This window comes from Pseudomonas putida (assembly GCF_001941965.1).
Classification (GTDB): Bacteria; Pseudomonadota; Gammaproteobacteria; order Pseudomonadales; family Pseudomonadaceae; genus Aquipseudomonas; species Aquipseudomonas putida_L.
The window spans coordinates 52,798-78,944 of record NZ_MKZO01000027.1 but is presented as its reverse complement, the minus strand read 5'-3'; the positions used below and the strand labels follow the sequence as shown (position 1 = coordinate 78,944).

Here is a 26,147-nt window from a genome sequence, read left to right as displayed (position 1 = left end):
AGTTTGAGGTCCATAGGTTTTAGCTCTCGCCAAGGCATAGTCAGATCCTCGAAAACCGACCCTGCCAGTTAAAAACTGTTACCTATGTGAGTGAACTGATTTGTAACCCATGTGGGTGAGTCATACCCCAGGAGGCCTTTTGCTTCCTTTTGGGCCTTTCCAAAAGGGAGTCGCCGTAAGGGCGAAAAGGTGACTAAATGTCACCATCATGAATGGATATGCTCGCAAAATCAGGACCTGAGCACGAAGCGACGGGTGCAGAAATCGGGGGCATATCCATTACACGCAGCGCCCCCGAATCACCCTTCCGCCCTTACGGCGGCTTACTTTTGGAAAAGGCCCAAAAGTAAGCAAAAGGCCTCTGCTCCTGCATCCGGCCCTTCGCTTCGCTACGGGTTCCTTCCTTCCGCACTGCTTCCGGGGGCCGCGCCATACGGGCTCCTGCCCTATGGCGCTTTCCGGGCCATCCATGGCCCTCCACCCCCTACATCAGCGCTCCACTCAGCCTCCTGAAGCCGCGGTAGATCAAAAGCCAGATCAAAAGCAGATCACAAGCAAGAGCAAGAGCAAGAGCAAGAGCAAGAGCAAGAGCAAGAGCAAGAGCAAGAGCAAGAGCAAGAGCAAGAGCGCTCAGCATGGGGCTGAAAGTTGTGTAGATACCTAAGCCGCGAAGGGCCGCGCAGCGGCCCCGAAACCTGCCATTCCAGAGCATCTGGAGTACAGAAATCAAGTAGGCACTGAATCCGGAAGGGCGCTCCCCAACTAGCTCGTGCTGGATGGTTTTGGAGCCGCTTTGCGGCCCTTCGCGGCGGTTCGGCGGCCCGACAAGCCACGCTCCTAGAGATCCTGCGTGCCCCCCGGGGCTTCAGAAAATGTGCTTCCACTGCCCGAGAAACAGCCAGTCCACCCAGATGGCCTGGTGGATCAGCACGATCATCCAGAACACCAACTGGTAGGAAACCTTGCGCGTCTTGTGCCGCCAGAGCTGTTGCCCCACCAGCGCCCCCGGCCAGCCACCCAGCAGCTCGACCAGGTGCAGCAGCTTTTCCGGGATCCGCTGCCCCTGCACCTGTGCCTGGCGCTTGTCATGCCAATAGAGCCCGGCACACACCAGGCTCATCAGCAGGTAGACCAGCGCCGGCAGCCAGGACTGCCCCGCCAGCCCGACCTTCAGCACGGCGCCTGCAGGCAGCAGGCACAGTACCACGAAGGCCGCCAGCTTCAGGCGCGGGTAACGCATCAACCCTGCGCCACCGACCAGTCGACCCAGCCAAACACCCAGGTCGCGAGGATCAGCAGGCCGAAGCCGATGCGGTACCAGGCGAACACCGCGTAGCTATGGCTGGCGATGAACTTGAGCAGGCCGCGCACGGCGATCATGGCGAAGATGAACGAGACCACGAAGCCGATGGCGAAGACCATGAAGTCATCCGGCTGGAACAGGTCCCGGTATTTGTAGCCCGAGTAGACGGCGGCACCGACCATGGTCGGCATGGCGAGGAAGAAGGAGAACTCGGTGGCCGCCTTGCGCGACAGCCCGAACAGCAGGCCGCCGATAATGGTCGAGCCGGAACGGGACGTCCCCGGAATCATCGCCAGGCACTGGGCACAGCCGATCTTCAGGGCGTCGGTCCAGCGCATGTCGTCCACTTCCTGGACGCGGATCACATGCTCGCGGCGCTCGGCCCAGAGCATGATCACCCCGCCCACCACCAGCGCCACGGCCACGGTGATCGGGTTGAACAGGTAATGATGGATCAGGTCGGCGAAGGCCACGCCGAGGATGACCGCCGGGAAGAAGGCGATCAGCAGGTTGACGGTAAAGCGCTGGGCCTGGCGCTGCCTGGGCAAGCCCACCACCACGTCGAGGATCTTGCGCCGGAACTCCCACACCACCGCCAGGATCGCGCCGAGCTGGATGATGATATTGAAGGCCATTGCCCGCTCACCGCCGAAGTTGATCAGGTCGGCCACGACGATCTGGTGGCCGGTACTGGAGATCGGCAAAAACTCTGTCAGACCCTCGACGATACCGAGAATCACTGCCTGCATGGCGGTCCAAAAATCCATCATTCCCCCGTGAAGCGATGCTCGCGGCATGCCCCTTTTTAATGTTCATTACTTGGTTTCGAGATCCAGACATGTCGCTGCAGCGCAAATAAAGCCGGCGCGCCCTTCAGGTTTGGCTCAGGAAGGCCGAAATCCTATCAGACCCGTCGGTGAAACGCTGCCCGGTCGTACGCAACGGAGCCTGCCGAATCAACCACTTATCCATTGGTCGAGTAGGTAGAAGCGGCAAAGCGTGCTTGGATGCTCGTGACAATAACAAGAACTCGAGGCCACCTTTATGAAGACTTTACGCGGTATGTCGATCAGTCGGCGCCTGTGGCTCATCCTTGTGCTCGCCGTGGCGATGCTGGTGACCCTCGGACTGCTCATGCTCAACCAGATCCACACCGACCTGTACAAGGCCAAGGCCGAGAAGACCCGCCATGTGGTCGAGACTGCCGCCGGGGTCCTGGCCTATTACCAGGGCCTTGAAAGCGCCGGCAGCCTGAGCCGCGAGGCCGCTCAGCAGCAGGCCCTGAGCGCGGTGCGCGGGCTGCGCTATGACAACAACGATTACTTCTGGATCAACGACCTGGGTCCGAAGATGATCATGCACCCGACCAATCCCAAGCTCGAAGGCCAGGACCTGTCCGCCATCCGCGACCCGGACGGTTTTGCCCTGTTCAACGAAATGGTGCTGCTGGCCAAGGCCAAGGGCGCCGGCAGCATCGACTACCGCTGGCCCAAGCCCGGCGCCAGCGAGCCGGTGGAAAAGACCTCGTATATCCAGCTGTTCCAGCCCTGGGGCTGGGTGATTGGCTCGGGCATCTATATCGATGACATGCAGGCCGAGTTCGCTCGCCAGTTGCGCGATGCCTCGCTGGTCGGCGCCAGCATTGCGCTGGTCCTCGCCCTGCTGGTGATCATGATCGCCCGCAGCATCGTGCGCCCCTTGCGCGAAGCCGAAGACGCCATGGCCACCATCGCCAGCGGCGAGGCCGACCTGACCCGCCGCCTCGACACCCACGGCAACGACGAGATCACCCGCCTCGGCCAGCACTTCAACAGCTTTACCGGGCAGTTGCAGCAGGTGGTCAGCCGCCTGCGCGCCGCCGCCCACGAGCTGGACGGTTCCGCCAGTACGGTCGGCAGCACGGCCGAGCAGACCCGCCAGTGCAGCGAACAGCAATCGCAACAGATGGAACAGGTGGCCACGGCGATCAATGAAGTCAGCTACGCGGTGCAGGACGTGGCCAAGCATGCCGAGCAGGCGTCCAGCGAGACCAGCGCCGCCCAGGGCTGCGCGCGCCAGGGCCAGCAAAGTATTCATGGCAGCCTGCGCAAGATCGACCAACTCTCGAGCACGATCGACGAGGCGGTCCAGGTGATCCAGGCCCTGGCCAGCCAGAGCACGCGGATCGGCAGCGTGCTGGAGGTGATCCGCTCCATCGCCGAGCAGACCAACCTGCTGGCCCTCAACGCCGCTATCGAGGCGGCCCGGGCCGGAGAACAGGGACGCGGCTTTGCCGTGGTCGCCGACGAAGTGCGCCTGCTGGCCCAGCGCACCCAGCAGTCCACCGCCGAGATCCAGGCGATGATCGAGCACCTGCAAGGCCAGTCGGAAGCGGCGGTCAAGGCCATCGACGCCAGCAGCCAGGCTTCGCGGGAGACCGTCGAGCAGGCCAGCGAAGCCGGCGCCAGCCTGGATGCCATCAGCCACGCGCTGCACAACCTCACCGCGCTCAATGCGTCGATCGCCAGCGCCACCTTGCAGCAGTCCCATGTGGTGGAAGAGATCAACCGCAATGTCACCGAAACCGCCGGCCTGTCCCGCGAGACCGCCCTCGCCGCCCAGCATTCCAGCGAGTCGGGGCGTGCGCTGAATCGGCTGAGTGCGCATCTGGAGCAGGTATTGGGGCAATTCAGGGTGTGAAAAAAAGCCGCCGATATCCGGGGGATATCGGCGGCACGAGGGTTTCAGATCACTTGAAGTTGCACTGTGCGGCCTCGGCCTGCGCCGCACTGACACCGTTCGGCCGGATCGATTCGATATTCCAGGTGGGCTTGTCCCTGTGCAGCTTGATCAGGCAAGCCGTCTGGCGCCGCATCGAATCATCCTTGGCCCCCCAGTACTCCGCGCCACGCTTGTCCGCTGCCAGGGCTTTCTTCTTGATTTCCGCCATCATCCTGTCGGTCTGGTCGGGGCCAATCTTGCGACCGCAGTCAGTCGGCGTCACTTCCAGCGACATGATCGTCTTGTCACCGTATTCGGCAAACTTGCGCGGTACCCATTTGACCGAGCTGACATATTGCGTGCACTGCGGCGAACCTTCTGGCCCCCAGCCACCGATTTTGCCGTCGTCCGTGAGTGGCGGGTTACAGCCATCCGCCAGGGACTGGTCATGGGAGACTTCGGAACGGACTGGCTCGAGGTTGTATTCGCGTTTGTACCGGACGGGCAGGCCATTTTCCACCAGAGCAATATGACAAACGAACTGGCGTCGTAGCGTACCGTCACGTTGATTCCATTTGCTCGCGCCACCCGGCAAGGCGGTTGCCTTCTGCTTCAGTTCGGCGAACGCCTTGTCAGTCTGGTCCGGGCCTATTTCCCGACCGCAATCGGTCGGAATGACCGAGACCGAATCGACATGGCGACCAAGATAGTAATCCCAGCGATTGATCCAGGTGACTTCCTGGATATAGCTGGCGCATTGCTTCGGATCGTCGCCGGTGCCCCAGCCACCGGCAGCCACCTCGGCGGGACTGGTAGACGGTGACGGTACCGGTGCCGGTCCGGGGGCAGGTTTGGCATCGCAGGAGAAGGTCATCTTGTCGCCCTTGTTTTGCGGGAACCCGACCTGCACGATCGGTACATCCTTGCCGGTGACCTGCTTGTATTCCTGCTGGTTTTTCAACGCAGACTCACGACCCGCAGCATCGGTATAGAAGAACGCCTTGACTGCCGCATTACCACTTTTCGGATTGGTGATCCGAACTTCCGGATAGGTGTTGAAAGCGGTGTTCGAACTCGGATCATCCTGCATGGCCCTGCGTGCCCTGAGGAATTGGAGAAACGCGTCGCTACTCTTCTGGTTGTCCAGTGTCCTCATGTCGAAAGCGCAGGACTTCCCGCCGATGTACTGCGTTTCGCCATTCTTGTAGGGATCGTAGTATTTACCCTTCCAGGTATTGCCATCGATGCCCTGGGCAGCACAGGACGGCCCTTCGTCTTCCGCCGTCTTCGTATTGTCGCCGCAGCCTTGGTCAGAGCGATCGTACGCCCACATGTCGGATGGGGCAGCGCAGGCAGGGAACGACTTGTCCTCGTCGTTGGCAACATCCCAGGCCGACTCCAGAATGTAGCCATCATTGAAGTTCGTCCATTCGTCGCCCATCACAGTGAAGTCCTTGAACCCTATGTCGGCGCGGACATAGGTGGCTGCGGTGGTACCGACAGCCTGGGCGTTGGGGCTGGTTTGCCAGGGGTAGAACGACCCTGCTGGCTGTCCGAAATGCTCGGGGCGCTTGGTACCCCGCATAACCCAGCCGGAGCAGAACAGGGCTGCTTGCGGTTCGCCATTGGCGCCCGGACACGTGTCCACTACCTTGTTGTAGCTCTGCTCGATCTCCTGCACCGTCTGGTCACAGGTCTCCGCCCCGGCAAGCGTCGTTTGCGCCAACAACGGCAAGGCCATGAGCAGTGTCCAACCTTCGATACGCCTTTTCATCATCCCGTCTCCAGGAACTGCAGAAGCAGTTCATCAATGAGTGATCCGACGCAACAACGACTGGACAGCCACAACAAGACGCCGCACACACAATCTGCCTTCAATTCCTGCGGGGCGAAACTGGCAAAAATGTCAGTTCCGCCCCACAGGCTGCCCCCCTCAGTAAGGAACGTTGCAGCGGTGCTTCAGGGACTCTTCATGGGTGACCCAGGAACGAATCGGCTCCAGGTTGAACTCGTGCTTGTTCCTGCCTATGTACTCGCCATCGACGTAGGACAGGTGGCACACCAGTTGGCGACGCATGGTCGAGGTGCGGTCGCCCCAGTAGCTGGCGCCGTTCGGCTGGGCCTTGGCCTTGCTTTCCATTTCGGCAAGCATCCTGTCGGTCTGGTCTTCGCCGATCTGCCGGCCGCAATCGGTGGGCACCACCGAGGCGGACCAGATGTCCTTCTTGAAGCCGGGGTCGTAGCGCTTGATCCAGGTGACCGACTGGATGTATTGGGAGCACTGCCGGGAACCACCGGGGCCCCAGCCACCTGCCGCACCGCCCGCGCCCCCTCCCGCAGGGCCGCCCGGCCCGCTGTCGGAGGCCGAGTCACAGCTGAAACTGGCCTGCTGGCGGGGCTGGTCCGGGAACTGGATGCGGATGACCGGTATGTGCTTGCCGGTGGCCTTGAAGAAATCGGCCTGGTTCTTCAAGGCGTCCTCGCGGCTGCTGTCCTTGGTGTAGAAGAACGCCAGGATGGGCAGCTTGCGCGGGTCCTTGGGGTTGTAGTAGCGAACTTCGGTCTGGGTGTTGAACGCGGTCCGGCTGCCCTCGATGGACCTGCGCGCCGCCATGAAGTCCTTGAATGCCTGGGTCCGATCCGAATTGCGCATATCGAAGGTGCACAGCTGGCGGTTTCGCCTTTTGGCGGCTTCCAGCTCGTTCTCATTGAACGGGTCGTACTGCGTCTGCTTCCAGTTGGTCCCGTTGACCCGCGCCTCCTGGCAGGAGGTCTCGACCCTGTCGGCGGTGAAGCTGGAGTCGCCGCAACCCCGGGTGGCGCGCCAGTCGCTCCAGAAATCCAGGGGGCTGGAGCAGGCCAGGTGGAGTTTTTCTTCATCCCCACCCACCTCGTCGATGGGCTTGAGCAGGTAGCCGTTGTCGTGATTGACCCCTGGGTCGGCGTAGTTGATATCCTCGCGCATCCAGGAAGCCGCGGAGGTTCCCAGTTCCTGGGCTTTCGGGCTGGCCTCCCAGACGTTGTAGGCACCCGCTGGCAGCGGCGGCTTTGACTTTTCGGGGCGGGTCGTACCCCTGACGAGCAGCCCGGAACAGTCCGACGCCGGGTCGCCGTTACACTCCTCGACCTTGTTCTGATAGAGCCGCTGGACCACTTTCAGGGTGTCTGCGCAGGACTCCGCCAGTGCCAGCCCGCCGGGCAGCATCAATGGCAACACCAGCAACGGGATGAATCTATCGCTACGCCGCGTCATCGTCGTGTCTCCTCGACCAGTCAATGGATTGCGTCGACGTAACATCGGCCTGACAGTCACTACTCACCGTCGCACGGCTAATCTGCCTGCAATTGATCTACGGCGAAACTGACAGAAATACCAGGTCTGGGGCGTTCAAACGCGGGCTGCCTGCCGGTCGCAAGACCCCGGCAGGCAGCCGCGGCGCCTGCCTACCGGCCTGCGTCCGATGGCAATGAGTTGCAGGCATAGGGCAGCGTGGTCGCTGCGGAGAGGGAAAGGTTCACCCGTTTTGGCTCCAGGTTCCATTGCGGCTTGTCGCGCACGGTGATGGCATGGCAGACCAGCTGGGTGTACATGGTGCCGGCCGTGCCACTCTCGTCCCAGCGCGGATCGTTGCCGTATTTCCTGACCAGCTCGCTGTACATTGCCGCGTTGTCGTCTGCGCGGATCTGCCGGCCGCACGCGGTCGGAGTGACGCTCAGGGACCAGATCCTGCCGTAGCCCACTTCGTCCCTTTGCACCCAGGTCGCGCTTTCTATGTACTGGGTGCAGCGCTGCGGGCTGGGGACGGGCACATTGCCGGTGCCGGGCACCTGGCCTTGCTGGACCACGCCTGCGGCCTGCAGCGCCTGGGCTGACTGGTCTTGAGCCGCAGGGCTGGCGGGCGTGCCAACCGGCGCTCCGAAGCCGGGGGTGGGCGCCTTGCCCGCCTTGCAGAAGCCTGGCGAGCGGCTCGAGCCGCGGAAGGCCATCTGCTGATCGTCACAGAAGAACTGCGCCTTCGCGCCTTGGGTACGCGGCAACTGGACCCGCACCACCGGGCGGTATTCACCGGTCCTGGCGAGGTAGTCCGCCTGGTTCTTCAGGGCATCGACACGTCCGGAGGCATCGCTGTAGAAAAACGCCAGGATATTCGGGTCGACGTTGTTGGAGACCATCAGCTCGTTGGGTATCTGGAACTCGCTGGCATTGCTCAGGCGACGGGCGTCGAGAAAGTCCTTGAAGGCCTCCGCCCGCCCCGCCTGGCCGCGGCCCCTGGACATATCGAAGCCGCACTGGGTCCGCAGTTGGTTGCCAGCCGCCTTCGCACGGCCACGGAAATCGCTGATCCAGGCCGCTCCGGTCGTGATCCCGAGGTTCTGGCAATGGTCCTCGCGCCCGACGGTTGCCTTATTGTCGCCACAGCCCCGGTCGCCACGCTCCCAGGTCCAGCCATCCTGGGGGAAGGCACATTGGACATAGGACGGCTGCTGGCCCTGGCACAGGTTCTCGGTGGGGGCAATGATGAAGCCGTTGGTGGTCTGGACGGCAAGCGCAGGGAAGTTGATGTCCGCACGCAGGTAGGAATACGACGATGCGCCCTTGGCCACCGTCTGCGGGTTGGGCTTCCATATGTCCCAGCTCTGCCCCAGGGCCGGGTTGGCGCGTTGGGTGCCCCTTAACATGATGCCCGAGCAGCTGGAGGCCGGTTCGCCGCTGGGGCAGACATCGACGGTACGGTTGTAGAGTTCCTGGAGGAACTGCACGGTTTGCCCGCAGGTTTCCGCGCGGGCGGCGGACCAGGGCACCAGGAGCACGGCCAGTGAAAACAGCAAGGTCAATGGCGACAGGGCTTTATCGGTAGAAGTTCGCATGGCAGGGGTCTCCGTGACCTGCGGGGTGGGCTTCACCGGCAACAGGAGAACCGCGAACCACTAACCAGCGCCTCGCCCGAAAGCCTGACAGAAAGCCCGGCAGCCGGTAACTGACAAAAATGCCAGGTCGCGACGGTCACCAGCGCTGCAAGAAAACCGCCACACAGGTACAATCCGCCCCCTCTCTCCCGCCTGTATCAAGGAGCGCCGATGTCCGGCCTCGAATGGCTCGCTGTGGCCTTCAGCGCTTTCTCCGTGTGGCTGACCGTCAAACAGAACCTCTGGTGCTGGCCGGTGGGCCTGATCGGCGTGGTGCTGTTCGGCTGGCTGCTGCGTGATAACCATCTGTATTCGCAGATGGCCCTGCAGGGCGTGTACGCCGTGCTGCAAGTCTATGGCTGGTGGCAATGGACCCGTCCGGACAGCGTGCGCGAGGCGCGCAAGGTCACCCTGCTGGCACCGGCGCAGATCCGCCTTGGCCTGCTGGTGGGCCTGCTGGTGAGTGCCGCCCTCGGTGCCGCCATGAGCACTTGGACCGATGGCGAGCAACCCTGGATCGACGCCACCATCACCGGTTTCAGCCTGGTGGCGCAGTGGTGGATGGCGCAGAAGCGCGTGCAGTGCTGGGCGTTGTGGATAGTGGTCGATCTGGTCAGCCTGTGCCTGTTCCTCTGGCAGGGCCTGTACCTCGCCGCTGGCCTCTACGCCCTGTTCACCCTGCTGGCGATCCAGGGCCTGCGCGAATGGCGGCGTGACCCGGCCTTGGTGGCGGCAGTATGAAGGTCCTGGTACTGGCCGGCCCGGAATCCAGCGGCAAGAGCTGGCTGGGCGCAGAAATCCAGGCGCATTTCGGTGGCGAACTGGTGGGCGAGTATGTCCGCCACTTCATCGATGAACAGCAGCGCGACACCTGCTACGCCGACGTCGCCACCATCGCTGCCGGGCAACTGGCCTGGGAAGACGCTGCCCGGCGCCGCCAACCGCCGCTGCTGATCCTCGACACCCATCTGCTGAGCAACATGCTGTGGAGCCAGGTGCTGTTCCACGACTGCCCGGACTGGATCGAGCCGGCCCTGCTCGCCCGCCGCTACGACCTGCACCTGCTGCTCAGCCCCGATGGCGTGCCGTGGATCGCCGACGGCCAGCGCAGCCAGCCGGCACTGGACGATCGCCGGGTGTTCTTCGACGACAGCCGTCAATGGCTGGAGCAGCACCGGCAACCGCTGCAGATCATCGAGGGCGACTGGTCCAGCCGCCGTGCCACGGTGCTGGCGGCCGTGCAACGCCTGCTCGATGACAAACCGGCAGACTGCGCCACCGAGTGTTAAGCCACTGAAACAACCCGGGGCAGGCCATCCCGCGAAACAGAGCCCGCCCCGCCCTTTCCTCCGCGACTGTTACACCACTGATACATCACCGTCCGATAGGCCCACGGCAGGCCTTCGCGGCTGTTTGCGCGGTGCTCGCCGCTTGCCTGTATCAGCGGCTTAACACCGATCGCGACAGAATGTCGTCACATTCAGCCAAGTCCTTGATTCTCGTGAGCAAATAAAAATTGGCACAGCCCCTGCTATCTCTCTCGCAACGCTGAACAGGGCCAGCGACCAGAAGAAGGGATAGCCGTCATGGGGAATCACAATAAAAGCCTGCTTCACCTCGTGCTAGCCGGATGCGCACTCGGTGCCTCCTTGCTCGCCGCCCAGGCCCAGGCCGAAGGTAACGGCGTCGTGGTGCTGACCCGTGATGTAAAGGCCCGGCCGGCCATACGCCAGGAACGTCCCGACCCCAACCCCACCACCGTGAACACCAACGCCTCGGCCCGCATCGTCGGCCAGACCAGCAACGAACTGAGCGATGGTGATTTCGCCAGCGTAGCAAGCGGTTCGACGGTCAATCGGGTACTGCTGCCGGACGCCGGTGGCGTACGCGGCCTGAACGCCATGCCCAACACACTGCCGGGCGTCGGCGGTGTCAACGGCCTCGGTGGCAGCGCCGGTGGTGCCGGCGCAGGCGCCGGTGCCGGCATCTCCAACCGGGTAGGCGGGGCCATCAGCACCGGACTCGCTCCCCTGCAGATGCTCACCGGGAGTAAATAGGATGAAGGCCAGCCTGCTCTACCTCGCCCTGTTCTGCTCCACCGGAGCCCTTGCCGCCTCGCCAGTCCAGGACAACGCCAGCATCGACAGCAGCGCACAGGGCTACAAGGGCAACCTGTCGATCAACCAGGCAGCCGGCGACCAGCAGCAACAGACCAACAGCCGAGCCATCGCCATCGGCCATGAAGCCCAGGCGACCACCCATATCATCCAGCGCATCGACACGCCAGCCAGCCGCGCGGTCGATGCCAACGCCAGTATCAGTGGCAACGCTTTCAGCAACGGCAACGGCGTATTGGGCATAAACCAGTCCGCAGGCGCCGGCACACAACAAGCCAACGCGGTGCGCATCAGCATCAGCGCCGTACCGCAAAGCATCGATGACAGCGTCCTGCTCCAGCAGAACGTGGCGCTGTCCAACAGCTCCGATCCAACGGGCCCCGCCCCCGGCAGCCGCCAGGTCAGTACCAGTGACCAGGCCTTCAGCGGCAGCCGTGGCGTCGTCCAGTTGAATCAGAGCGCAGGGGTGGGAAACCGAATGGCCAACACCCTTAGCGTACGGGTCGCCGACTGACCCGAAACCGGCAACACAACACTTAACAATCCTATAAAGATAATGCGGAGAAACACCATGAAACCACAAATGGCACTCAAGCCTCTGGTATTCGCACTCGCAGCGGTCATGGCAGTTGCTGCACAAGCGGGCGGACGCGGAAATGACAACCACCACGGCGGTCACGGTGGTCACGACAATGACAACACCAGCTACCTGCTGAGCCTGTTGGTCAACGCCGGCGCCGCAGCCACCGTCATCGACACCCAAAGCAACAGCGGCAACTGGGTGAAAAACGAGGCGACCCGCAACGACGCCAAGATGGACAACTCGGCCAACGGCTCGCAGGGCAACCTGGGCGCCAACACCGCCGCCGGTGACGGCAACCAGCAAGACAACGTCGCCGCCATCGCCACCGCCGACGAGAACTTCATCTTCGGCAGCGCCATGGCTGTCTCCAGTGCTACCCAGAACAACGTGGGCAACACTGTGAAGAACTACTCCACCCGCAACAACGCGACCCTCAACAGCTCGGCCAACGGCAGCTCGGGCAACATCGGCGTCAACGTCACCGCCGGCGACTTCAACCAACAGAAAAACAACCTCGCCATCGCCGTGTCCGGCGGCCGGGTGGCCGTGGCCAGTGCCGCAGCCAACCAGTCCACTACCGGCCTGAAAGTGACCAACGAGGCTGACCGCACCTACGACACCAAAACCCTCCATTCCAGCTTCGCTGCCTACGGCAAGTACGAAGGCAACGGCTGGGGCTATGTGGAAGACGAAAGCAGCAACGGTGGCGGTCATGGTGGCGGTCATGGCAATGACAATGATCGTGGCGGCGGCCGTACTGACAAGGATCCGCTGAAGTTCCACGAGGAAGGCGACTTCGCGCTGTTCGGCGTAGCCTCCTACCAAGTGCTGACCCCAAGCGGCTGGGTCAACCCTGTAACCAACAATGCTTCGCTGACCAACTCGCTGAACGGGGTATCGGGCAACGTCGGTGCCAACGTCTCGGCCGGTTCGGGCAACCAGCAGAGCAACTCGCTGTCCATCGCCGCAGGCTGCCGCGCCTGCACCGGCCTGTAAGGGCCGATTCGATCGGGGCCCTTCGGGGCCCCTTTCCTTGCATTCGAGGGGCCTTCAAGGGGTGGGAAAGATCATGCGCGCGTCCTTGCTGCCACTGTTGCCGCTGCTGATGGTCCTGGGGTTGCACGCTGGCCAGGCCAGTGCCGTACAGCGCATGGCGGTCGCCGCCCTGCCGGGTGGCACGGTGATCTACAAGCCGGTGCAAAGTATCCGCGAGCGTCGCTTCGCCAACATCGTGCAACAGAAGACCGACTTCAGTTGCGGCGCTGCCGCCCTCGCCACCATCCTCAAGCAGGCCTATTGGCTGGATGTAGATGAAGCCCACATCATCGAAGGAATGCTCGACCACTCCGACCAGGACCAGGTCCGTGTCCAGGGCTTTTCCATGCTCGACATGAAGCGCTATGTCGAAAGCCTGGGTATGCGTGCCCGCGGCTACCGGATTCCTCCGGAGAGTCTGCAAAGCGTGAGCATCCCGGTGGTAGTGCTGATGGATATCCGCGGTTACAAGCACTTCGTGGTGCTGCAGCGCACGGAAAAGGACTGGGTCTACGTCGGCGACCCGGTACTGGGCAACAAGCGCTACAAGTTCGACGACTTCGTCAAAGGCTGGAACGGCATCATTTTCGCCGTCATCGGCCCCGGCTACGACAAGGCCAATGCCCTCCTCGCCCCACCGGAGCCATTGACCGCCAAACGCCGCCTCGACAATTTCCAACCCATCGACGATGCCCAGTTGATGGAGTTCGGTTTCATACAGAGCGACTTCTTCTAATCAAAGAACAGCGAGCATGGAGCTCCAAGGAGCACGCGATGAAGACTTCAAGCTGGCTGGTGGCCCTTTGCGTGGTGGCCAGTCTTCCTCTGCCTGTCTACGCGCAGTTCAAGCCCATCGAGGTCAAGGACCAGGAGCTTGCGCAACTGCGCGGTCGCTATGTGATGCCGGGAAGGATCATCAGTTTCGGCGTGGTCATGAGCAGCACCTGGCAGAACGCCAATGGCGACCGCATCGGAGCCACTGCCTCCCTGCAGGTCCAGCAATCATCCTTCAAGCCGCAGTTCTACGTCTCCACTACCAGCGAAGCCGGTAGCGGCGCCTCCACCGCCCAGGGTTACGGAACCGTCAGCGGCGGCGCCGGCCTTGCCAATGGCCAGGGCGTCACCCAGGTAACCCGCGCGGCAGGGGACTACAACGCCTCCTACAACGATGTGCAGATCAACGTCAAGGAAGCCACCCAGGCGCCAGCCATGGACCCTGTACAGGGCCAGGCCCTCCCCGGCGCAGGCGTCATAACCGCCAGCAACAACGCCGGACTGGTAAGCGTTTCATCAGCAGCCGGCGGTATCCAGATGGGCATCCAGGCCGCCAACGGCCAGGGCGCCAGCCTGCAGCGCATTGCCGACGGCGGCGTGCTGCAGTCCACTACCCTGCTGGGCGGCAGGAATGCCGTGAGCAATGTGACCCAACTCAATGTCGTGCTGCGCAGCAATATGCCGACCACAGGCCAATTGAACTGCAATCTGGACCAGCTCAAGGGACTTCGTATTTCCGGATATTGATCTACGCTCTGTTTCAACTTATTGCGCAGTTGGAAAGGATGGCTGACCTATGCACCGCTCGTTGTCATTCAATGCCGTTGTTTGTCTGAGCACTTTAGTCCCCTCGTCGCTGCTTTATGCAGCTCAGGATCCCCAGGTAGAGGCACTGAAACAGGAGTTGCAGGCCCTCAAGCAGCGCTACGAACAGCAGCAGCAGGCACTGATGGTGCTCGAGCAGCGCGTACGCCAGGTCGAAGACCAGCCTGCGGCTCCCCAGCCCAAACGCCTGGTGCGTTCGCCGGCGGCCAGGCCGGCGCAACCCCAGGCCGCTGCAGGCGGGCAGGCCGTTGCGGCGGCTGGCAGTTCCTACGGCGAATCGCTGAAGGACGACTCGGAACCGGCGCAAAGCGTCTCCAACCTGTACGACGAAGCCAGCGGCTTCTTCGGTGGCGGCAAGTTCAGCTTCGAGACCGGCCTGACCTACGCCCGCTACGACACCAAGCAACTGACCCTCAATGGCTTCCTCGCGCTGGACTCGATCTTCCTGGGCGATATCAACCTGGACCGGATCAAATCCGATACCTGGACCCTGGACCTTACCGGGCGCTACAACTTCGACCAGCGTTGGCAGGTTGATGTCAACGTACCCGTGGTTTACCGCGAAACCACCTACCAGTCCGGGGGCGCTGGCGGCACACCAGACCCGTCGGGCGGCCCGGCGGGAGGGTCGGCCAGTACCCTGTCGGACAAGACCGTGACCCGCGACCCGACCATCGGTGATATGAGCGTCGGCCTGGCGTACAAGTTCATGGACGAGTCGGAATACGCCCCGGACGCCGTGCTCACCCTGCGGGTCAAGGCGCCTACCGGCAAGGACCCGTTCGGCATCAAACTGCGCCGCGACCCGGTCAACAGCAGCCTGGTCTACCCCGAGAGCCTGCCGACCGGCAATGGCGTATGGTCGATCAGCCCGGGGATTTCGCTGGTGAAAACCTTCGATCCGGCCGTGTTGTTCGGCAGCCTGAGCTACACCTACAACATGGAGGAATCCTTCAGCGACATCAGCTCCGCCGAAGGCCAGAAAGTGGCCGGCAAGGTCAAGCTGGGTGACAGCTTCCAGATAGGCGCGGGTGTGGCTTTCGCCCTCAACGAGAAGATGAGCATGTCGTTCTCGCTCTCCGACCTTATCGTCCGGCGCTCGAAGACCAAGGCCGACGGCGAAGACTGGAGTACCGTGGTCGGCAGCGACGCCAACGCCGCCTACTTCAACGTCGGCATGACCCTGGCCGCCAGCGACAAGCTGACCATCGTGCCGAACCTGTCGATCGGCCTCACCGACGATGCGCCGGACTTTACCTTCAGCCTGAAATTCCCGTACTACTTCTAAAACGCTTGCATAAAGCACTGCGGCCTCTGTGGGAGCGGGTTTATCGGCGATTGCGGTGGTGAGGTCACCACCGCTATCGCTGGCAAGCCAGCTCCCACAGGTTTCTGCAGCGACTCGCAATGAGCTGGCCCGCGATGAGACCCTGAAGGTCAGAGCAGATCCAGGATCAGAACGCCGCCTTGAACACCGCCTCGATCTCCGCCTGGCTGGCTGGCCGCGGATTGGTCAGACCGCAGGCATCCTTCAGCGCATTGCTCGCCAGGATCGGCACATCCTCGACCTTGACCCCAAGCACCGCCAGCCCCGGTGGAATCTCGATATCCCGACTCAACTGTTCGATCGCCGCAATGGCCGCGGCCGCACCCTGCTCCGCCCCCGACTCACGCACATCGACACCCAGCGCCCCCGCCACATCCCGCAAACGAGCGGCGCTGACCTTGGCGTTGAAGCGCTGCACATGGGGCAACAGCACCGCATTGCACACCCCGTGCGGCAGGTCATAGAAGCCGCCCAACTGGTGCGCCATGGCATGCACGTAACCCAGCGAGGCGTTGTTGAAAGCCATCCCCGCGAGGAACTGGGCATAAGCCATGGCCTCCCGCGCCGGCATGTCCTGGCCGTTGGCAACAGCCTGGCGCAGATTACTGCTGATCAGCTCGATGGCCTTCAACGCGCAGGCATCGGTGATGGGCGTCGCCGCCGTCGACACATAGGCTTCCACCGCATGGGTCAGGGCATCCATGCCCGTGGCCGCGGTCAGCGACTTGGGCATGCCGACCATCAGCGCCGGGTCGTTGACCGAGAGGATCGGTGTGACGTTACGGTCGACGATGGCCATTTTCACGTGCCGCGCCTCGTCAGTGATGATGCAGAAACGGGTCATTTCGCTGGCCGTACCGGCCGTGGTGTTGATCGCCACCAGCGGCAACTGCGGCCTGGACGACCGATCGACGCCTTCATAGTCGGCGATCCTGCCGCCATTGGTGGCACACAGGGCGATGCCCTTGGCGCAGTCATGGGGCGAACCACCACCGAGGGAGATGACGAAGTCGCACTTCTCCCGCTGCAACAGCGCCAGGCCCTGCTCCACGTTGGCGATGCTCGGGTTGGGTTTGGCCCCGTCGAATATCCGCGAATCGATATCGCGCACGGCCAGTTGCTCGGCGATCCGCTGTGCGACGCCAGCTTTGGCCAGCCCGACGTCGGTCACGATCAGCGCCTTGCGCAAGCCGTAACCGACAATCGCGGTCATGGCCTCGTCGAGGCAGCCGATGCCCATGATGTTCACCGCCGGAATGAAAAACGTGCTGCTCATGGCTAATCCCTCAATGGCTCTATCTCGGTGCTTTCAGCATCCGCCCGCCATGGGCCGCACGTGTTGATCCAGGACAACCTCAGCCAAGGAACAGGCGATAAGCCGGATTATCGGTCTCGTCCCAGTAGCGATACCCCATCGCATCCAGCAGGCCCGGCAGGTCGGCGCGTTCGTCTGCCGGCACTTCCAGGGCGGCGAACACCCGGGCATCGGCGGCGCCGTGGTTGCGGTAGTGGAACAGGCTGATATTCCAGCGCTTGCCCAGGCTCTCCAGGAAGCCCAGCAGCGCCCCCGGCCGCTCGGGGAACTCGAAACGCAGCACGCGCTCCTCCGCGCCCGGCCCGGCATGCCCGCCGACGGTGTGGCGGATATGCAGCTTGGCCAGTTCGTTGTCAGTCAGGTCGAGCACTTCGTAGCCCTGCTCACGCAGGCTGGCGATCAAGGCCTCGCGCGGGTCGGTCACGGCGTGGGTCTGCACGCCGACGAACAGCCTTGCTTCCTTGCCTGGGTAGTAGCGGTAGTTGAACTCAGTGATCTGCCGCCGTCCCAGGGCCTGACAGAACGCGCGGAAGCTGCCCGGACGCTCGGGGATGGTCACTGCGATCACCGCCTCGCGCTGCTCCCCCAGTTCGGCACGTTCGGCGACATGGCGCAGGCGATCGAAGTTGACGTTGGCGCCGGAGTCGATGGCCACCAGGGTCTGGCCCTTCACCCCGTGCGCGGCCACGTACTTCTTGATCCCGGCAACGGCAAGCGCCCCCGAAGGCTCGGTGATGGAACGGGTGTCGTCGTAGATGTCCTTGATCGCCGCGCAGAGTTCGTCGCTGCTGACGGTGATCACTTCATCCACGTAATGCCGGCAGATATCGAAGCAATGGGCGCCGATCTGCGCCACCGCCACGCCGTCGGCGAAGGTCCCGACCTGAGGCAACACCACGCGCTCGCCGGCGGCCAGCGCGGCTTGCAGGCAGTTGGAATCCTGCGGTTCGACGCCGATCACCTTGACCTCGGGACGCAGGTATTTGACGTAGGCGGCGATCCCCGAGATCAACCCGCCACCGCCCACCGGGACGAAGATCGCGTCCAGCGCACCGGGTTGCTGGCGCAGGATCTCCATGGCCACGGTGCCCTGCCCGGCGATCACATCCGGGTCGTCGAACGGCGGAACGAAGGTCGCACTGTCGCGCTGGGCCATTTGCAGGGCATGGGCCAGGGCGCGGGGGAAGGCGTCGCCATGCAGCACCACATTGCCGCCACGGGAGCGCACGCCTTCGACCTTAAGCGCCGGGGTGGTCTCGGGCATGACGATGGTCGCCACGATCCCCAGCTCGCGGGCAGCCAGTGCCACGCCCTGGGCATGGTTGCCGGCGGACGCGGTGATCACCCCGCGAGCGCGCTGCTCGGGGCTCAGGCGGCTGAGGCGGTTGTAGGCGCCGCGGATCTTGAAGGAGAAGGTCGGTTGCAGGTCCTCGCGCTTGAGCAGCACCTGGTTGTCCAGTTGTGCGGACAGGGCGCGGGCGGGTTGCAGCGGGGTCTCGATGGCCAGGTCGTACACCGGCGCGGACAGGATGCGGCGCACGTAGTCCGACAGCAGGTTCGGGGCGCCGAGGCTGGTATGAGGGCTAACGGTGAGGCTGGTCATCGATGACTCCTGGCTTTTTTGCAAAGGGCCCAGGAGTCGAGAAAGAAAAAACCCGCCTCCAGGGCGGGTTAGGTGCAGCTGCCAGCTAGCCCGCCAATCTGATAATGGCGGTAATAATGCTGTGGGCTGGCAAGTGCAGGAATGTGTTCATGCCAGCGAAACTAGCGAAACGATTCTGGCAAGTCAACGATTGATTCGAAAGATTGCCAGCAGCCTTGCAGATCCCCCGCCCCGAATTGGACAACCCTCCACTCCCCTGCTTGTATCAAGGTCCTGCACCCATGCACGCCCCTGTATGACTCAACCCTCTGAGGGATCGGACCATGAGCCAAGGAATGCCCTACAAAGTCATGATGGTATTCGGCACCCGCCCGGAAGCGATCAAGATGGCGCCACTGGCCCGGGTCCTGCGTGAATGGCCGGATATCGACCTGAGCATCTGCTCCACCGGCCAGCACCGCGAGATGCTCCAGCAGGTGCTCGACGACTTCGGCCTGCACGTCGACGAAGACCTGCAGGTGATGACCCGGAACCAGACCCTCAACAGCCTGTCCCAGCAACTGCTGGCCCACATCGATGCCGCCTACGAACGGATCAGGCCACGCATCGTGCTGGTCCATGGCGACACCACCACCAGCTTCATCGCCGCCCTCGCCGCCTTCAACCGGCAGATTCCCATCGCCCATGTCGAGGCCGGCCTGCGCACCGGCAACCTGCGCCAGCCCTGGCCGGAAGAAGCCAACCGGCGCCTCACCGGGGTGATCGCCGACCTGCATTTCCCACCGACCAAGGATTCCCGTGACAACCTGTTGCGCGAGGGCGTACCCCTGGAACACCTGGAGGTCACCGGCAATACGGTGATCGACGCCCTGCTGTGGATGCGCGACCACCTCAAGCACAGCCAGTGGCACCCCGCCCCCGACTCGCCGCTGACGACACTGCGCGACGACCAGCGCCTGATCCTGATTACCGGCCACCGCCGCGAGAACTTCGGCCCCGGCTTCGAGCGCATCTGCCTGGCCCTGGCCGAACTGGCCCTGCGCTACCCGGACGTGCAGTTCGTCTACCCGGTGCACCTCAACCCGCAGGTGCAGCAGGCCGTGTACTCGGTACTGTCCAACCAGCCCAACATCCACCTGATCGCCCCGCAGGACTACCAGCACTTCGTCTGGCTGATGGACCGCGCCTATCTGATCCTCACCGACTCCGGCGGCGTCCAGGAGGAAGCCCCGGCCCTGGGCAAACCGGTCCTGGTACTGCGCAAGGTCACCGAGCGCCCGGCCGTGCTGGAAGGCGGCACGGTGATCCTGGTCGGTACCCAGACCGAACGCATCGTCAAGGAAACCGCGCAGTTGCTCGACGACCCGGCCACCTACCAGCGCATGAGCAAGGTGTTCTTCCCGGTGGGTGACGGCCATGCCAGCGAGCGCATCGCCGAACGACTGAGCCGCTGGCTCGAGGAAAACGCCAACGGGCGCGACGACTCATGAGCCTGTTCTGGGTCGACGTCCTCACCTACGTCCTCTATGGCCTGAAGTGGCTGGCGATCATCCTCGCCACCCTGATGTTCATCCTCGGCCTGGATGACCTGTTCATCGATATCGTCTACTGGGTGCGCAAGCTGGTGCGCAGCTTCCGGGTCTATGCCAAGCACGAGCATGCCGACGAGAAGCGCCTGTTCGAGGTGCCCGAGAAACCCCTGGCGATCATGGTCCCGGCCTGGAACGAGGTCGGCGTGGTCGGCGAGATGGCGCGCCTGGCCGCCTCGACCCTCGACTACGAGAACTACCAGATCTTCGTCGGCACCTACCCCAACGATCCGCAGACCCAGGCCGACGTCGATGCCGTGTGCCTGCACTATCCCAACGTGCACAAGGTGGTCTGCGCCCGCCCCGGCCCGACCAGCAAGGCCGACTGCCTGAACAACGTGATCGACGCCATCCTGCGTTTCGAGCGCGACGCGCGCATCGAGTTCGCCGGTTTCATCCTGCATGACGCCGAAGACGTCATCTCGCCCATGGAACTGCGCCTGTTCAACTACCTGTTGCCGGCCAAGGACATGATCCAGATCCCGGTCTATCCCTTCGCCCCGGAGTGGCGCGGCTTCACCGCCGGGCACTATGTCGACGAGTTCGCCGAAAACCACGGCAAGGACGTGATCGTGCGCGAAGCCCTGACCGGCCAGGTGCCCAGCGCCGGGGTTGGCACTTGCTTCAGCCGCCGCGCCATTGGCGCCCTGCTGGAAGACGGCGACGGCATCGCCTTCGACGTGCAGAGCCTGACCGAGGACTACGACATCGGCTTCCGCCTCAAGCAGAAAGGCATGAAGTGCATCTTCGCCCGCTACTCCATCAGCGATCCGGAACTGGCCCTGGAGCGGATCTGGGCGCCCGGCATGAGCAAGGCCTTCGCCCAGGTGATCTGCGTGCGCGAGCACTTCCCGCGGGACTGGCAGCACGCGATCCGGCAGAAGTCGCGGTGGATCGTCGGCATCGTCTTCCAGGGCACCAGCAACCTCGGCTGGAGCCGCAAGGGCGCGCTCAACTACTTCCTCTGGCGCGACCGCCGCGGCCTGTTCGCCTACCTGCTGAGCTTCCTGGTCAACCTGCTGTTGCTGGTGCTGCTGACCATGTGGCTGATCACCTGGTTCTTCCCCGAGGCCTGGCGCTTCCCGTCGATTCTCGAAGGCAGCCAGTTGCTCAGCACACTGCTCTGGCTCAACGGTTTCCTCCTGCTCAACCGCCTGTTCCAGCGTGGCTGGTTCGTCACCCGCTACTACGGGATCTTCGAAGGGCTGCTCTCGGCGCCGCGGATGATGTGGAGCAACTTCGTCAACTTCTTCGCCAATATCCGTGCCCTGCGCCAGGTCCTGGAAATGGGCGACTCACGGCGGGTGGCCTGGGACAAGACCACCCATGAATTCCCGGCCCTCGCTGCGCCGGCACGGACCCCGCTGGGCCGGCGCCTGATCGAGAAAGGCCTGATCAGCGAAGAGCAACTGCAAGCCGCGATCACCGCCCCGGAGCGCCGCCGCCTTGGCCGCGAACTGCTGGTGCACGGCCTGATCAGCAGCGAGCAACTGGCGGAAACCCTCGCCGAACAGTTGGACCTGCCCTGGGCGCACCTGGACCCGTTCCGCATCGACCCGCACCTGATCGCCCAGTTGCCGCGCAAGATTGCCATGCACTACGGCGTACTGCCGGTGGAAGAACACGGCCAGACCCTGATCCTGGCCAGCGAGAGCCCGGTCAGCCAGGTTTCCCTCGGCGCCATCGCCCGTCAGCTGAAGCGCCCGGTCAGTTGCCGCCTGGCGCCCCAGGGGCGGGTCACCCTCGGCCTGCGCTACCACTACCCCAGCCCGTGGCAGAAGGAGGAAACCCGGCAGATGCTGGAAATCCTGGAACGGCACAAGGACGATGCCGAGCTGATCGAACGGGTCAGCCATCACCAGGTGCTGCTCGGCACCCTCCTGCAAACCCGCGGCATGGTGCCGGCCACCCTGTTCAACCAGGTGATGATTGACTTCGACCCGGAACAGGCCAGCCTCGGCGACTACCTGATCGAACGCGGGATCATCAGCGAGCAGATCCTCAAGGAAGCCCTGGCCGAACAGGCGAGCGAACAGCAAGCGGCCTTCAACATCGTCCGGGAGGTGGCATGAAGCAGCCCGTTCCATTGCTCCTGACCTGCCTGCTGGCCTGCAGCGCCAGTGTCGCCGCGCCGATGAGCGATTTCGAGCGTTTCCGCAGTTTCCCCTACATGGACCGCAGCTACCGCGAAGCGAAGAACGACAACTGGCCCGAGGTGGAGCGCCTGACCCGCTACCTGCTGGACAAGGTGCCGAACAACGACGAGGCGCGCAGCCTGCTGATCCAGGCCCTGGCCCACCAGAAGCGCTATGACGAGGCCGAACGGATGGCCGCCGCCCAGGGCAAGGACAGCGACCAGTTACTGGAACTGCGCCTGATCCGCATCGAGGAAAACCCGCCCGAGGCTGCGGTGGTCGAAGGCTGGATGAACGACAGCCAGATCAATCAGCGCATCCGCCTGCGCCAGGCCTACAGCCTGAGCCTGGGCAAGCACTATGGCCCGCAGAAGGCCCTGGACTGGCTGAACCAGCTGCGTCCGGCCGGCGACGACAATATCCTCCGTCAATCCCGGGCCAACTGGGCCGAGCAGGTCGGCGACTGGGACGAAACCGTGCAACAACTCGCCCCGATGGCGGCCAGGGGGCAACTCGAGGCCGATGACTGGCAGCGCCTGGCCAACGCCTATGTGCAGCGGCTCGACGAGGCGCCCCTGGAACAACTGCTGCAACAAGCGCCTTCGCCGCAGGCCGCGCACAAGACCCGCCTGGCCATGGTCGATCGCGCCTTCGCCGAGGGTCACGAGCAACAGGCCCGACGCTGGCTGCAAAGCCTGCCGGAGGCCGACCGCAGCCTGCCGCAGTATCGCCAGCAACTGCTCGAACTGGCCCGGCAAGGCGACGACGGTGCGCTGGTGCGCGAACTCAGCAACGACCTGAACAAACCCTGCCTGGAAACCGCCGAATGGCTGTCGCGCAACGATCCGCCCCATGCCCTGGAACAGTTGCGCCAGTGCCGTGCCGAGGACGACCCGAAAACCTGGCTGATCCTCGCCCAGCGCCTGCACGCCGATGACCTGTTGCAAAACCAGCGCCTGCCCCAGCCCTGGGACAGCCAGCGCCAGCAGCGCCTGCTGGAGGTCTGGCGCGAGCAAGGCAAGACGAAACAGGTCATGGACTGGCTCGCCGCCCAGCCGCAGACCCCGGCGATTCTCCAGCAACGCGCCGAGTTGCTCGGCAAGGGGCGTGATGCCAGCGCCGCCTGGGAAAGCCTCTATCGCCAGACCGGCAGCCTGGATGCGCTGAACCAGGCCACCTACCTGATGCTCAACGCCGGGCGCAAGCGCGAAGCGCTGGGCCTGCTGGAACAGGCTTATGAGCGCCATCAAGGCCGTCTTTCCACCCCGCTGCTGCAACGCCTGGCCGGGCTCTACAGCCAGGCCGATACACCACTGGACAGCCGCCGCGCCGTCGCCCTGATTCCCCGGGTCGATGCCGCCAGCCGTGGCCTGCTGCTGGGGCGCCTGGCCGAGAGCGGCCAGTGCGACGCCGTGCGTGCGGCGATTCCCGGCGAACCGAAGGAGCCGGGCCAACTGCGTGCCCTGGGCCGCTGCGCCATGCCCGATCATCCCGGCGAAGCAGTGGTCTACTACCAGGCCGCCGAGCGCCTTGGCGACCGCGGCAGCCGCCTGCCCCTGGCCTATGCCCTCGAAGCCGGCGGTGATGCCGCCGGCGCCCAGCGGATCTTCGACAGCCTGACGCCTGCCGAATGGACCGACAACGCCCGGCTGACCGCCGCGCAAAGCGCCCTGAACGCCGGCAACCCCGAACGTGCCGAACAGCACTGGAGCCGTGCCGCCCACCCCGCCGCCGATGACTGGGCACTGGGTGCGACCATCGCCGAACGCCGCGGCAACCTGGCGCAATCCCTCGAGCGGCGCCGCCAGGCCCTGCAGCACCAGCCCCGCGCCGAACACTACTACGACGCCTCGATCACCGCGCAGAAAGCCGGCGACATGGCCCAAAGCACCGCCTGGCTGGCCGAAGCCGTGCGCCTGGCCCCGGACCATCCGCGCTACCGCGCCGACTACGGCATGCGCCTGGCCGGCAGCGACGACAAGGCCGTGCGCCGCCAGTCCATCCCCTACCTGGAGCAGGCCACCCGCAGCTTCCCCGAGGACTATCGCCTCGGCGAGACCCTGGCCTGGCGCTACGACGAAGTGGAAAACAGCGCCGCCGCCCGCAAGGAGCTGCGCCGGGTGCTGGATGTGGAGCAGGACCTGGTAGACGGCGACGACGAATACGGCAGCCTGGAAGCGCGCAAATTCCGCCAGCGCCGCGCCCATGAGACCCTGTCGCGGCGCGACACCGTGACCCTGACCAGTACCTGGTCACCGGCCGGCGTCTCGACCAACGACAACTTCCGCAGCGGCGACACGGCACAGCGCCGGGCGCAATCGCAAAACGTGCAAATGGCCATGTGGGACCATGCCCTTGGCGACGAACCGAGCCGCAACGGCAGCACCTTCTCGGTCTACGGCCGCGTGCTGTTCGGCGGCACCGGGCGCAGCGACTACGCGCAGAGCATGGGCACCGGCGTCGGCCTGCGCTGGAAGCCGCTGGGCGACGCCAACCTCAACCTGTACAGCGAGCTGTATCACCAGCGCCAGATCGACGACAGCCACTACGACGGCCTCAGCCTCGGCCAGCTGTTCAGCCCGTCCAAGGTCGGGCGCAACTGGCGCGACCTGCGCAGCCACGCCGACAGCAGCAACGACCTGCTGCTGCGGGCCACCGCCTCGTTCTTCGACCAGGGCGACTACCGCGCCGATTGGCGGGTCGACGAGGACGACTGGAACGAACGCTTCCTCTACCTTGACGCCGCCTGGTGGACCCGCGCCGGCGATCACCAGTGGCTGTCGCGCTACCAGCAGGGCCACACCTGGAAGCTCGACACCCGTTCGCCGCAGACCGTCATGCCCTACGGCTTCCTCGAGTTCGGCAGCCAGGACCCGGGCAACGACTGGCGCCAGGACCTGCGCGCCGGTATCGGCCTGCGCTGGCAATGGTGGTTCGATGACGACAAGTACAACGCCTACCGTGGTTCGCTGAAAGTACGTACCGAGTACCAGCAGGGCCTGGGCGGCAACCTGTATGAACGCGCCAATGGCGTGTTGCTGGGCGTGGAGCTGACCTTCTGATGCGCCGGATCCTGATCCTCCTCCTGCTGGTGTGCCTGCCGGTCGTCGCCGACCAGCGGGTGATCTATCAACCCCAGAGCCGCGATGCCGTGCTCGGTGTCGGGCAATGGCGCCAGCTGTGGCAAGACACTGTGCGCAATGGCGGCAAGACGTTGATCGTGCAATGGACCCGCTATGGCGACGAACGCTTCGGCGGGGCCGAGGGCTGGCTCGCAGCCAGCCTGAAGGAGGCCCATGCCCAAGGGCTGGAGCTGGTGGTCGGCCTGTACCTGGACAGTGCCTATTACACCCGGATCAGCGAACTGGATGCTGGCGGGCTGGCGGCCTACTGGAAATCACAGCTGGGTGACTCCCTGGCCCAGCAGCGCGAAGTGCGCCGCTGGGGCCTGCCGGTGGCGGGCTGGTACCTGCCGATGGAGCTGGATGACCTGCATTTCCAGACGGCGGAGCGGCGTGATGCGCTGTTTGTCCAGTTGCAGGAATTCAATCGCAAGCTGGATGCGCCGTTGCACCTGAGTGCGTTCAGCACCGGCAAGCTGGCCCCCGGCGTGCAGGCTGCCTGGTTCGCGGGGCTGGCGGGACTGAATCTCAAGCTGTGGTGGCAGGACGGCAACGGCACCGGGCGTTTGCCGGCGCTGGTGCGCGACAGTTATGCCAAGGCCCTGCCCTGCCAAGTGGGGATCATTCGCGAGGCGTTTCGCCAGGTCAGTGCCGAGGGGCAGCCGTTTCGTGCGGTGCCGCAGCAGCCGTTGATGCAGGACGGCTGTCATGAGCAAGCGGTGTTTGCCTTGAATTACCGGCCTTGGGCCAAGATCCTGCCCAGTGCACCTTGATTTCCTTGTTGCTCTTGAGGGCCCTATCGCTGGCAAGC

Annotated in this window: 20 protein-coding genes and 1 pseudogene; 14 read left to right on the top strand and 7 right to left on the bottom strand. The window is 64.0% G+C overall.

Annotated elements, in window-relative coordinates:
- Positions 1-865: 865 nt before the first annotated feature.
- A complete protein-coding gene (locus tag PSEMO_RS17025; protein WP_075804162.1) occupies positions 866-1,240 on the bottom strand; it encodes a DUF1294 domain-containing protein in 375 nt (124 codons plus the stop codon).
- The gene (locus PSEMO_RS17020) at positions 1,240-2,070 is read right to left on the bottom strand and encodes an undecaprenyl-diphosphate phosphatase (protein ID WP_075804164.1); all 831 of its coding nucleotides are present in this window, start codon (positions 2,068-2,070) and stop codon (positions 1,240-1,242) included. Before PSEMO_RS17020 ends, PSEMO_RS17025 begins: the two co-directional genes overlap by 1 nt.
- A gap of 277 nt (positions 2,071-2,347) precedes the next feature.
- Between PSEMO_RS17020 and PSEMO_RS34310 the strand changes: the two are divergent.
- Together PSEMO_RS34310 and PSEMO_RS34305 are read left to right on the top strand one after the other, a co-directional pair.
- Positions 2,348-3,127, top strand: a pseudogene (locus PSEMO_RS34310) (cache domain-containing protein); the annotation flags it as partial.
- 120 nt (positions 3,128-3,247) lie between these two features.
- A complete protein-coding gene (locus PSEMO_RS34305) occupies positions 3,248-3,982 on the top strand; it encodes a methyl-accepting chemotaxis protein (protein WP_372239124.1) in 735 nt (244 codons plus the stop codon).
- A gap of 49 nt (positions 3,983-4,031) precedes the next feature.
- Here the strand turns inward: PSEMO_RS34305 and PSEMO_RS17010 are convergent, their stop codons facing one another.
- The 3 genes from PSEMO_RS17010 to PSEMO_RS17000 all read right to left on the bottom strand — a co-directional run bounded on the left by PSEMO_RS17010 (position 4,032) and on the right by PSEMO_RS17000 (position 8,872).
- Positions 4,032-5,777: a DUF2599 domain-containing protein gene (locus PSEMO_RS17010; RefSeq protein WP_178392013.1), complete on the bottom strand. Its 1,746-nt coding sequence runs from the start codon at positions 5,775-5,777 to the stop codon at positions 4,032-4,034.
- A 159-nt stretch (positions 5,778-5,936) separates the two neighbouring features.
- On the bottom strand, positions 5,937-7,256 hold the full coding sequence (locus PSEMO_RS17005) for a DUF2599 domain-containing protein (RefSeq protein ID WP_075804159.1): 1,320 nt from the start codon (positions 7,254-7,256) through the stop codon (positions 5,937-5,939).
- A 191-nt stretch (positions 7,257-7,447) separates the two neighbouring features.
- Positions 7,448-8,872, bottom strand: coding sequence for a DUF2599 domain-containing protein (locus tag PSEMO_RS17000; RefSeq protein ID WP_075804158.1), 1,425 nt, complete (start codon positions 8,870-8,872; stop codon positions 7,448-7,450).
- A 210-nt stretch (positions 8,873-9,082) separates the two neighbouring features.
- Here PSEMO_RS17000 and pnuC point away from each other — a divergent pair, with 210 nt between their 5' ends.
- From pnuC to PSEMO_RS16960, 8 genes are all read left to right on the top strand, one after another.
- Positions 9,083-9,652 (top strand): nicotinamide riboside transporter PnuC, encoded by a 570-nt coding sequence (gene pnuC, locus PSEMO_RS16995; RefSeq protein ID WP_075804157.1) that lies wholly within the window; start codon positions 9,083-9,085, stop codon positions 9,650-9,652.
- Complete coding sequence (locus PSEMO_RS16990) at positions 9,649-10,200, top strand: AAA family ATPase (protein WP_075804156.1); 552 nt, start codon at positions 9,649-9,651, stop codon at positions 10,198-10,200. Before pnuC ends, PSEMO_RS16990 begins: the two co-directional genes overlap by 4 nt.
- A 360-nt stretch (positions 10,201-10,560) precedes the next feature.
- Positions 10,561-10,968 (top strand): hypothetical protein, encoded by a 408-nt coding sequence (locus tag PSEMO_RS16985; protein ID WP_256721151.1) that lies wholly within the window; start codon positions 10,561-10,563, stop codon positions 10,966-10,968.
- 1 nt (position 10,969) lies between these two features.
- On the top strand, positions 10,970-11,542 hold the full coding sequence (locus PSEMO_RS16980; RefSeq protein ID WP_075804154.1) for an adhesin: 573 nt from the start codon (positions 10,970-10,972) through the stop codon (positions 11,540-11,542).
- Between the two features lie 57 nt (positions 11,543-11,599).
- Positions 11,600-12,607 carry a heme utilization protein gene (locus PSEMO_RS16975; RefSeq protein WP_075804153.1) on the top strand — a complete coding sequence of 336 codons (1,008 nt, stop codon included), beginning with the start codon at positions 11,600-11,602 and terminating at the stop codon, positions 12,605-12,607.
- Positions 12,608-12,680: 73 nt separating this feature from the next.
- Positions 12,681-13,382 (top strand): C39 family peptidase, encoded by a 702-nt coding sequence (locus tag PSEMO_RS16970; RefSeq protein WP_075804152.1) that lies wholly within the window; start codon positions 12,681-12,683, stop codon positions 13,380-13,382.
- Positions 13,383-13,420: 38 nt separating this feature from the next.
- Entirely contained in the window at positions 13,421-14,167 is a 747-nt protein-coding gene (locus PSEMO_RS16965) for a hypothetical protein (RefSeq protein WP_075804151.1), read from the top strand.
- Positions 14,168-14,216: 49 nt separating this feature from the next.
- Entirely contained in the window at positions 14,217-15,533 is a 1,317-nt protein-coding gene (locus PSEMO_RS16960) for a transporter (RefSeq protein ID WP_075804150.1), read from the top strand.
- Positions 15,534-15,699: 166 nt separating this feature from the next.
- On the opposite strand, the gene yiaY is transcribed toward PSEMO_RS16960, so the two are convergent.
- Together yiaY and ilvA are read right to left on the bottom strand one after the other, a co-directional pair.
- On the bottom strand, positions 15,700-16,848 hold the full coding sequence (gene yiaY, locus PSEMO_RS16955) for an L-threonine dehydrogenase (RefSeq protein ID WP_075804149.1): 1,149 nt from the start codon (positions 16,846-16,848) through the stop codon (positions 15,700-15,702).
- 79 nt (positions 16,849-16,927) lie between these two features.
- On the bottom strand, positions 16,928-18,490 hold the full coding sequence (gene ilvA / locus PSEMO_RS16950; protein WP_075804148.1) for a threonine ammonia-lyase, biosynthetic: 1,563 nt from the start codon (positions 18,488-18,490) through the stop codon (positions 16,928-16,930).
- Positions 18,491-18,825: 335 nt separating this feature from the next.
- On the opposite strand from ilvA, the gene wecB reads away from it, so the two are divergent.
- Genes wecB through PSEMO_RS16930 form a run of 4 tightly spaced genes read left to right on the top strand, consistent with a single transcriptional unit; the run spans position 18,826 to position 26,109 of the window.
- Positions 18,826-19,980, top strand: coding sequence for a non-hydrolyzing UDP-N-acetylglucosamine 2-epimerase (gene wecB, locus PSEMO_RS16945; protein WP_075804147.1), 1,155 nt, complete (start codon positions 18,826-18,828; stop codon positions 19,978-19,980).
- Positions 19,977-22,151, top strand: coding sequence for a cyclic di-3',5'-guanylate-activated glycosyltransferase NfrB (gene nfrB / locus PSEMO_RS16940; protein WP_075804146.1), 2,175 nt, complete (start codon positions 19,977-19,979; stop codon positions 22,149-22,151). The genes wecB and nfrB overlap by 4 nt, the downstream gene beginning before the upstream one ends.
- Positions 22,148-25,276, top strand: a complete 3,129-nt coding sequence (locus PSEMO_RS16935) for an NfrA family protein (RefSeq protein ID WP_075804145.1) — start codon at positions 22,148-22,150, stop codon at positions 25,274-25,276. The genes nfrB and PSEMO_RS16935 overlap by 4 nt, the downstream gene beginning before the upstream one ends.
- Positions 25,276-26,109 carry a DUF4434 domain-containing protein gene (locus PSEMO_RS16930; protein ID WP_075804144.1) on the top strand — a complete coding sequence of 278 codons (834 nt, stop codon included), beginning with the start codon at positions 25,276-25,278 and terminating at the stop codon, positions 26,107-26,109. The genes PSEMO_RS16935 and PSEMO_RS16930 overlap by 1 nt, the downstream gene beginning before the upstream one ends.
- Positions 26,110-26,147: the final 38 nt, after the last annotated feature.

What these genes read in the sequence shown, in the direction of transcription:
- PSEMO_RS17025 (WP_075804162.1), bottom strand. Translation starts at nt 1,240, where the DNA reads ATGCGTTACCCGCGCCTGAAGCTGGCGGCCTTCGTGGTACTGTGCCTG.
- PSEMO_RS17020 (WP_075804164.1), bottom strand. Translation starts at nt 2,070, where the DNA reads ATGGATTTTTGGACCGCCATGCAGGCAGTGATTCTCGGTATCGTCGAG.
- PSEMO_RS34305 (WP_372239124.1), top strand. Translation starts at nt 3,248, where the DNA reads ATGGAACAGGTGGCCACGGCGATCAATGAAGTCAGCTACGCGGTGCAG.
- PSEMO_RS17010 (WP_178392013.1), bottom strand. Translation starts at nt 5,777, where the DNA reads ATGAAAAGGCGTATCGAAGGTTGGACACTGCTCATGGCCTTGCCGTTG.
- PSEMO_RS17005 (WP_075804159.1), bottom strand. Translation starts at nt 7,256, where the DNA reads ATGACGCGGCGTAGCGATAGATTCATCCCGTTGCTGGTGTTGCCATTG.
- PSEMO_RS17000 (WP_075804158.1), bottom strand. Translation starts at nt 8,872, where the DNA reads ATGCGAACTTCTACCGATAAAGCCCTGTCGCCATTGACCTTGCTGTTT.
- pnuC (WP_075804157.1), top strand. Translation starts at nt 9,083, where the DNA reads ATGTCCGGCCTCGAATGGCTCGCTGTGGCCTTCAGCGCTTTCTCCGTG.
- PSEMO_RS16990 (WP_075804156.1), top strand. Translation starts at nt 9,649, where the DNA reads ATGAAGGTCCTGGTACTGGCCGGCCCGGAATCCAGCGGCAAGAGCTGG.
- PSEMO_RS16980 (WP_075804154.1), top strand. Translation starts at nt 10,970, where the DNA reads ATGAAGGCCAGCCTGCTCTACCTCGCCCTGTTCTGCTCCACCGGAGCC.
- PSEMO_RS16975 (WP_075804153.1), top strand. Translation starts at nt 11,600, where the DNA reads ATGAAACCACAAATGGCACTCAAGCCTCTGGTATTCGCACTCGCAGCG.
- PSEMO_RS16970 (WP_075804152.1), top strand. Translation starts at nt 12,681, where the DNA reads ATGCGCGCGTCCTTGCTGCCACTGTTGCCGCTGCTGATGGTCCTGGGG.
- PSEMO_RS16965 (WP_075804151.1), top strand. Translation starts at nt 13,421, where the DNA reads ATGAAGACTTCAAGCTGGCTGGTGGCCCTTTGCGTGGTGGCCAGTCTT.
- PSEMO_RS16960 (WP_075804150.1), top strand. Translation starts at nt 14,217, where the DNA reads ATGCACCGCTCGTTGTCATTCAATGCCGTTGTTTGTCTGAGCACTTTA.
- yiaY (WP_075804149.1), bottom strand. Translation starts at nt 16,848, where the DNA reads ATGAGCAGCACGTTTTTCATTCCGGCGGTGAACATCATGGGCATCGGC.
- ilvA (WP_075804148.1), bottom strand. Translation starts at nt 18,490, where the DNA reads ATGACCAGCCTCACCGTTAGCCCTCATACCAGCCTCGGCGCCCCGAAC.
- wecB (WP_075804147.1), top strand. Translation starts at nt 18,826, where the DNA reads ATGCCCTACAAAGTCATGATGGTATTCGGCACCCGCCCGGAAGCGATC.
- nfrB (WP_075804146.1), top strand. Translation starts at nt 19,977, where the DNA reads ATGAGCCTGTTCTGGGTCGACGTCCTCACCTACGTCCTCTATGGCCTG.
- PSEMO_RS16935 (WP_075804145.1), top strand. Translation starts at nt 22,148, where the DNA reads ATGAAGCAGCCCGTTCCATTGCTCCTGACCTGCCTGCTGGCCTGCAGC.
- PSEMO_RS16930 (WP_075804144.1), top strand. Translation starts at nt 25,276, where the DNA reads ATGCGCCGGATCCTGATCCTCCTCCTGCTGGTGTGCCTGCCGGTCGTC.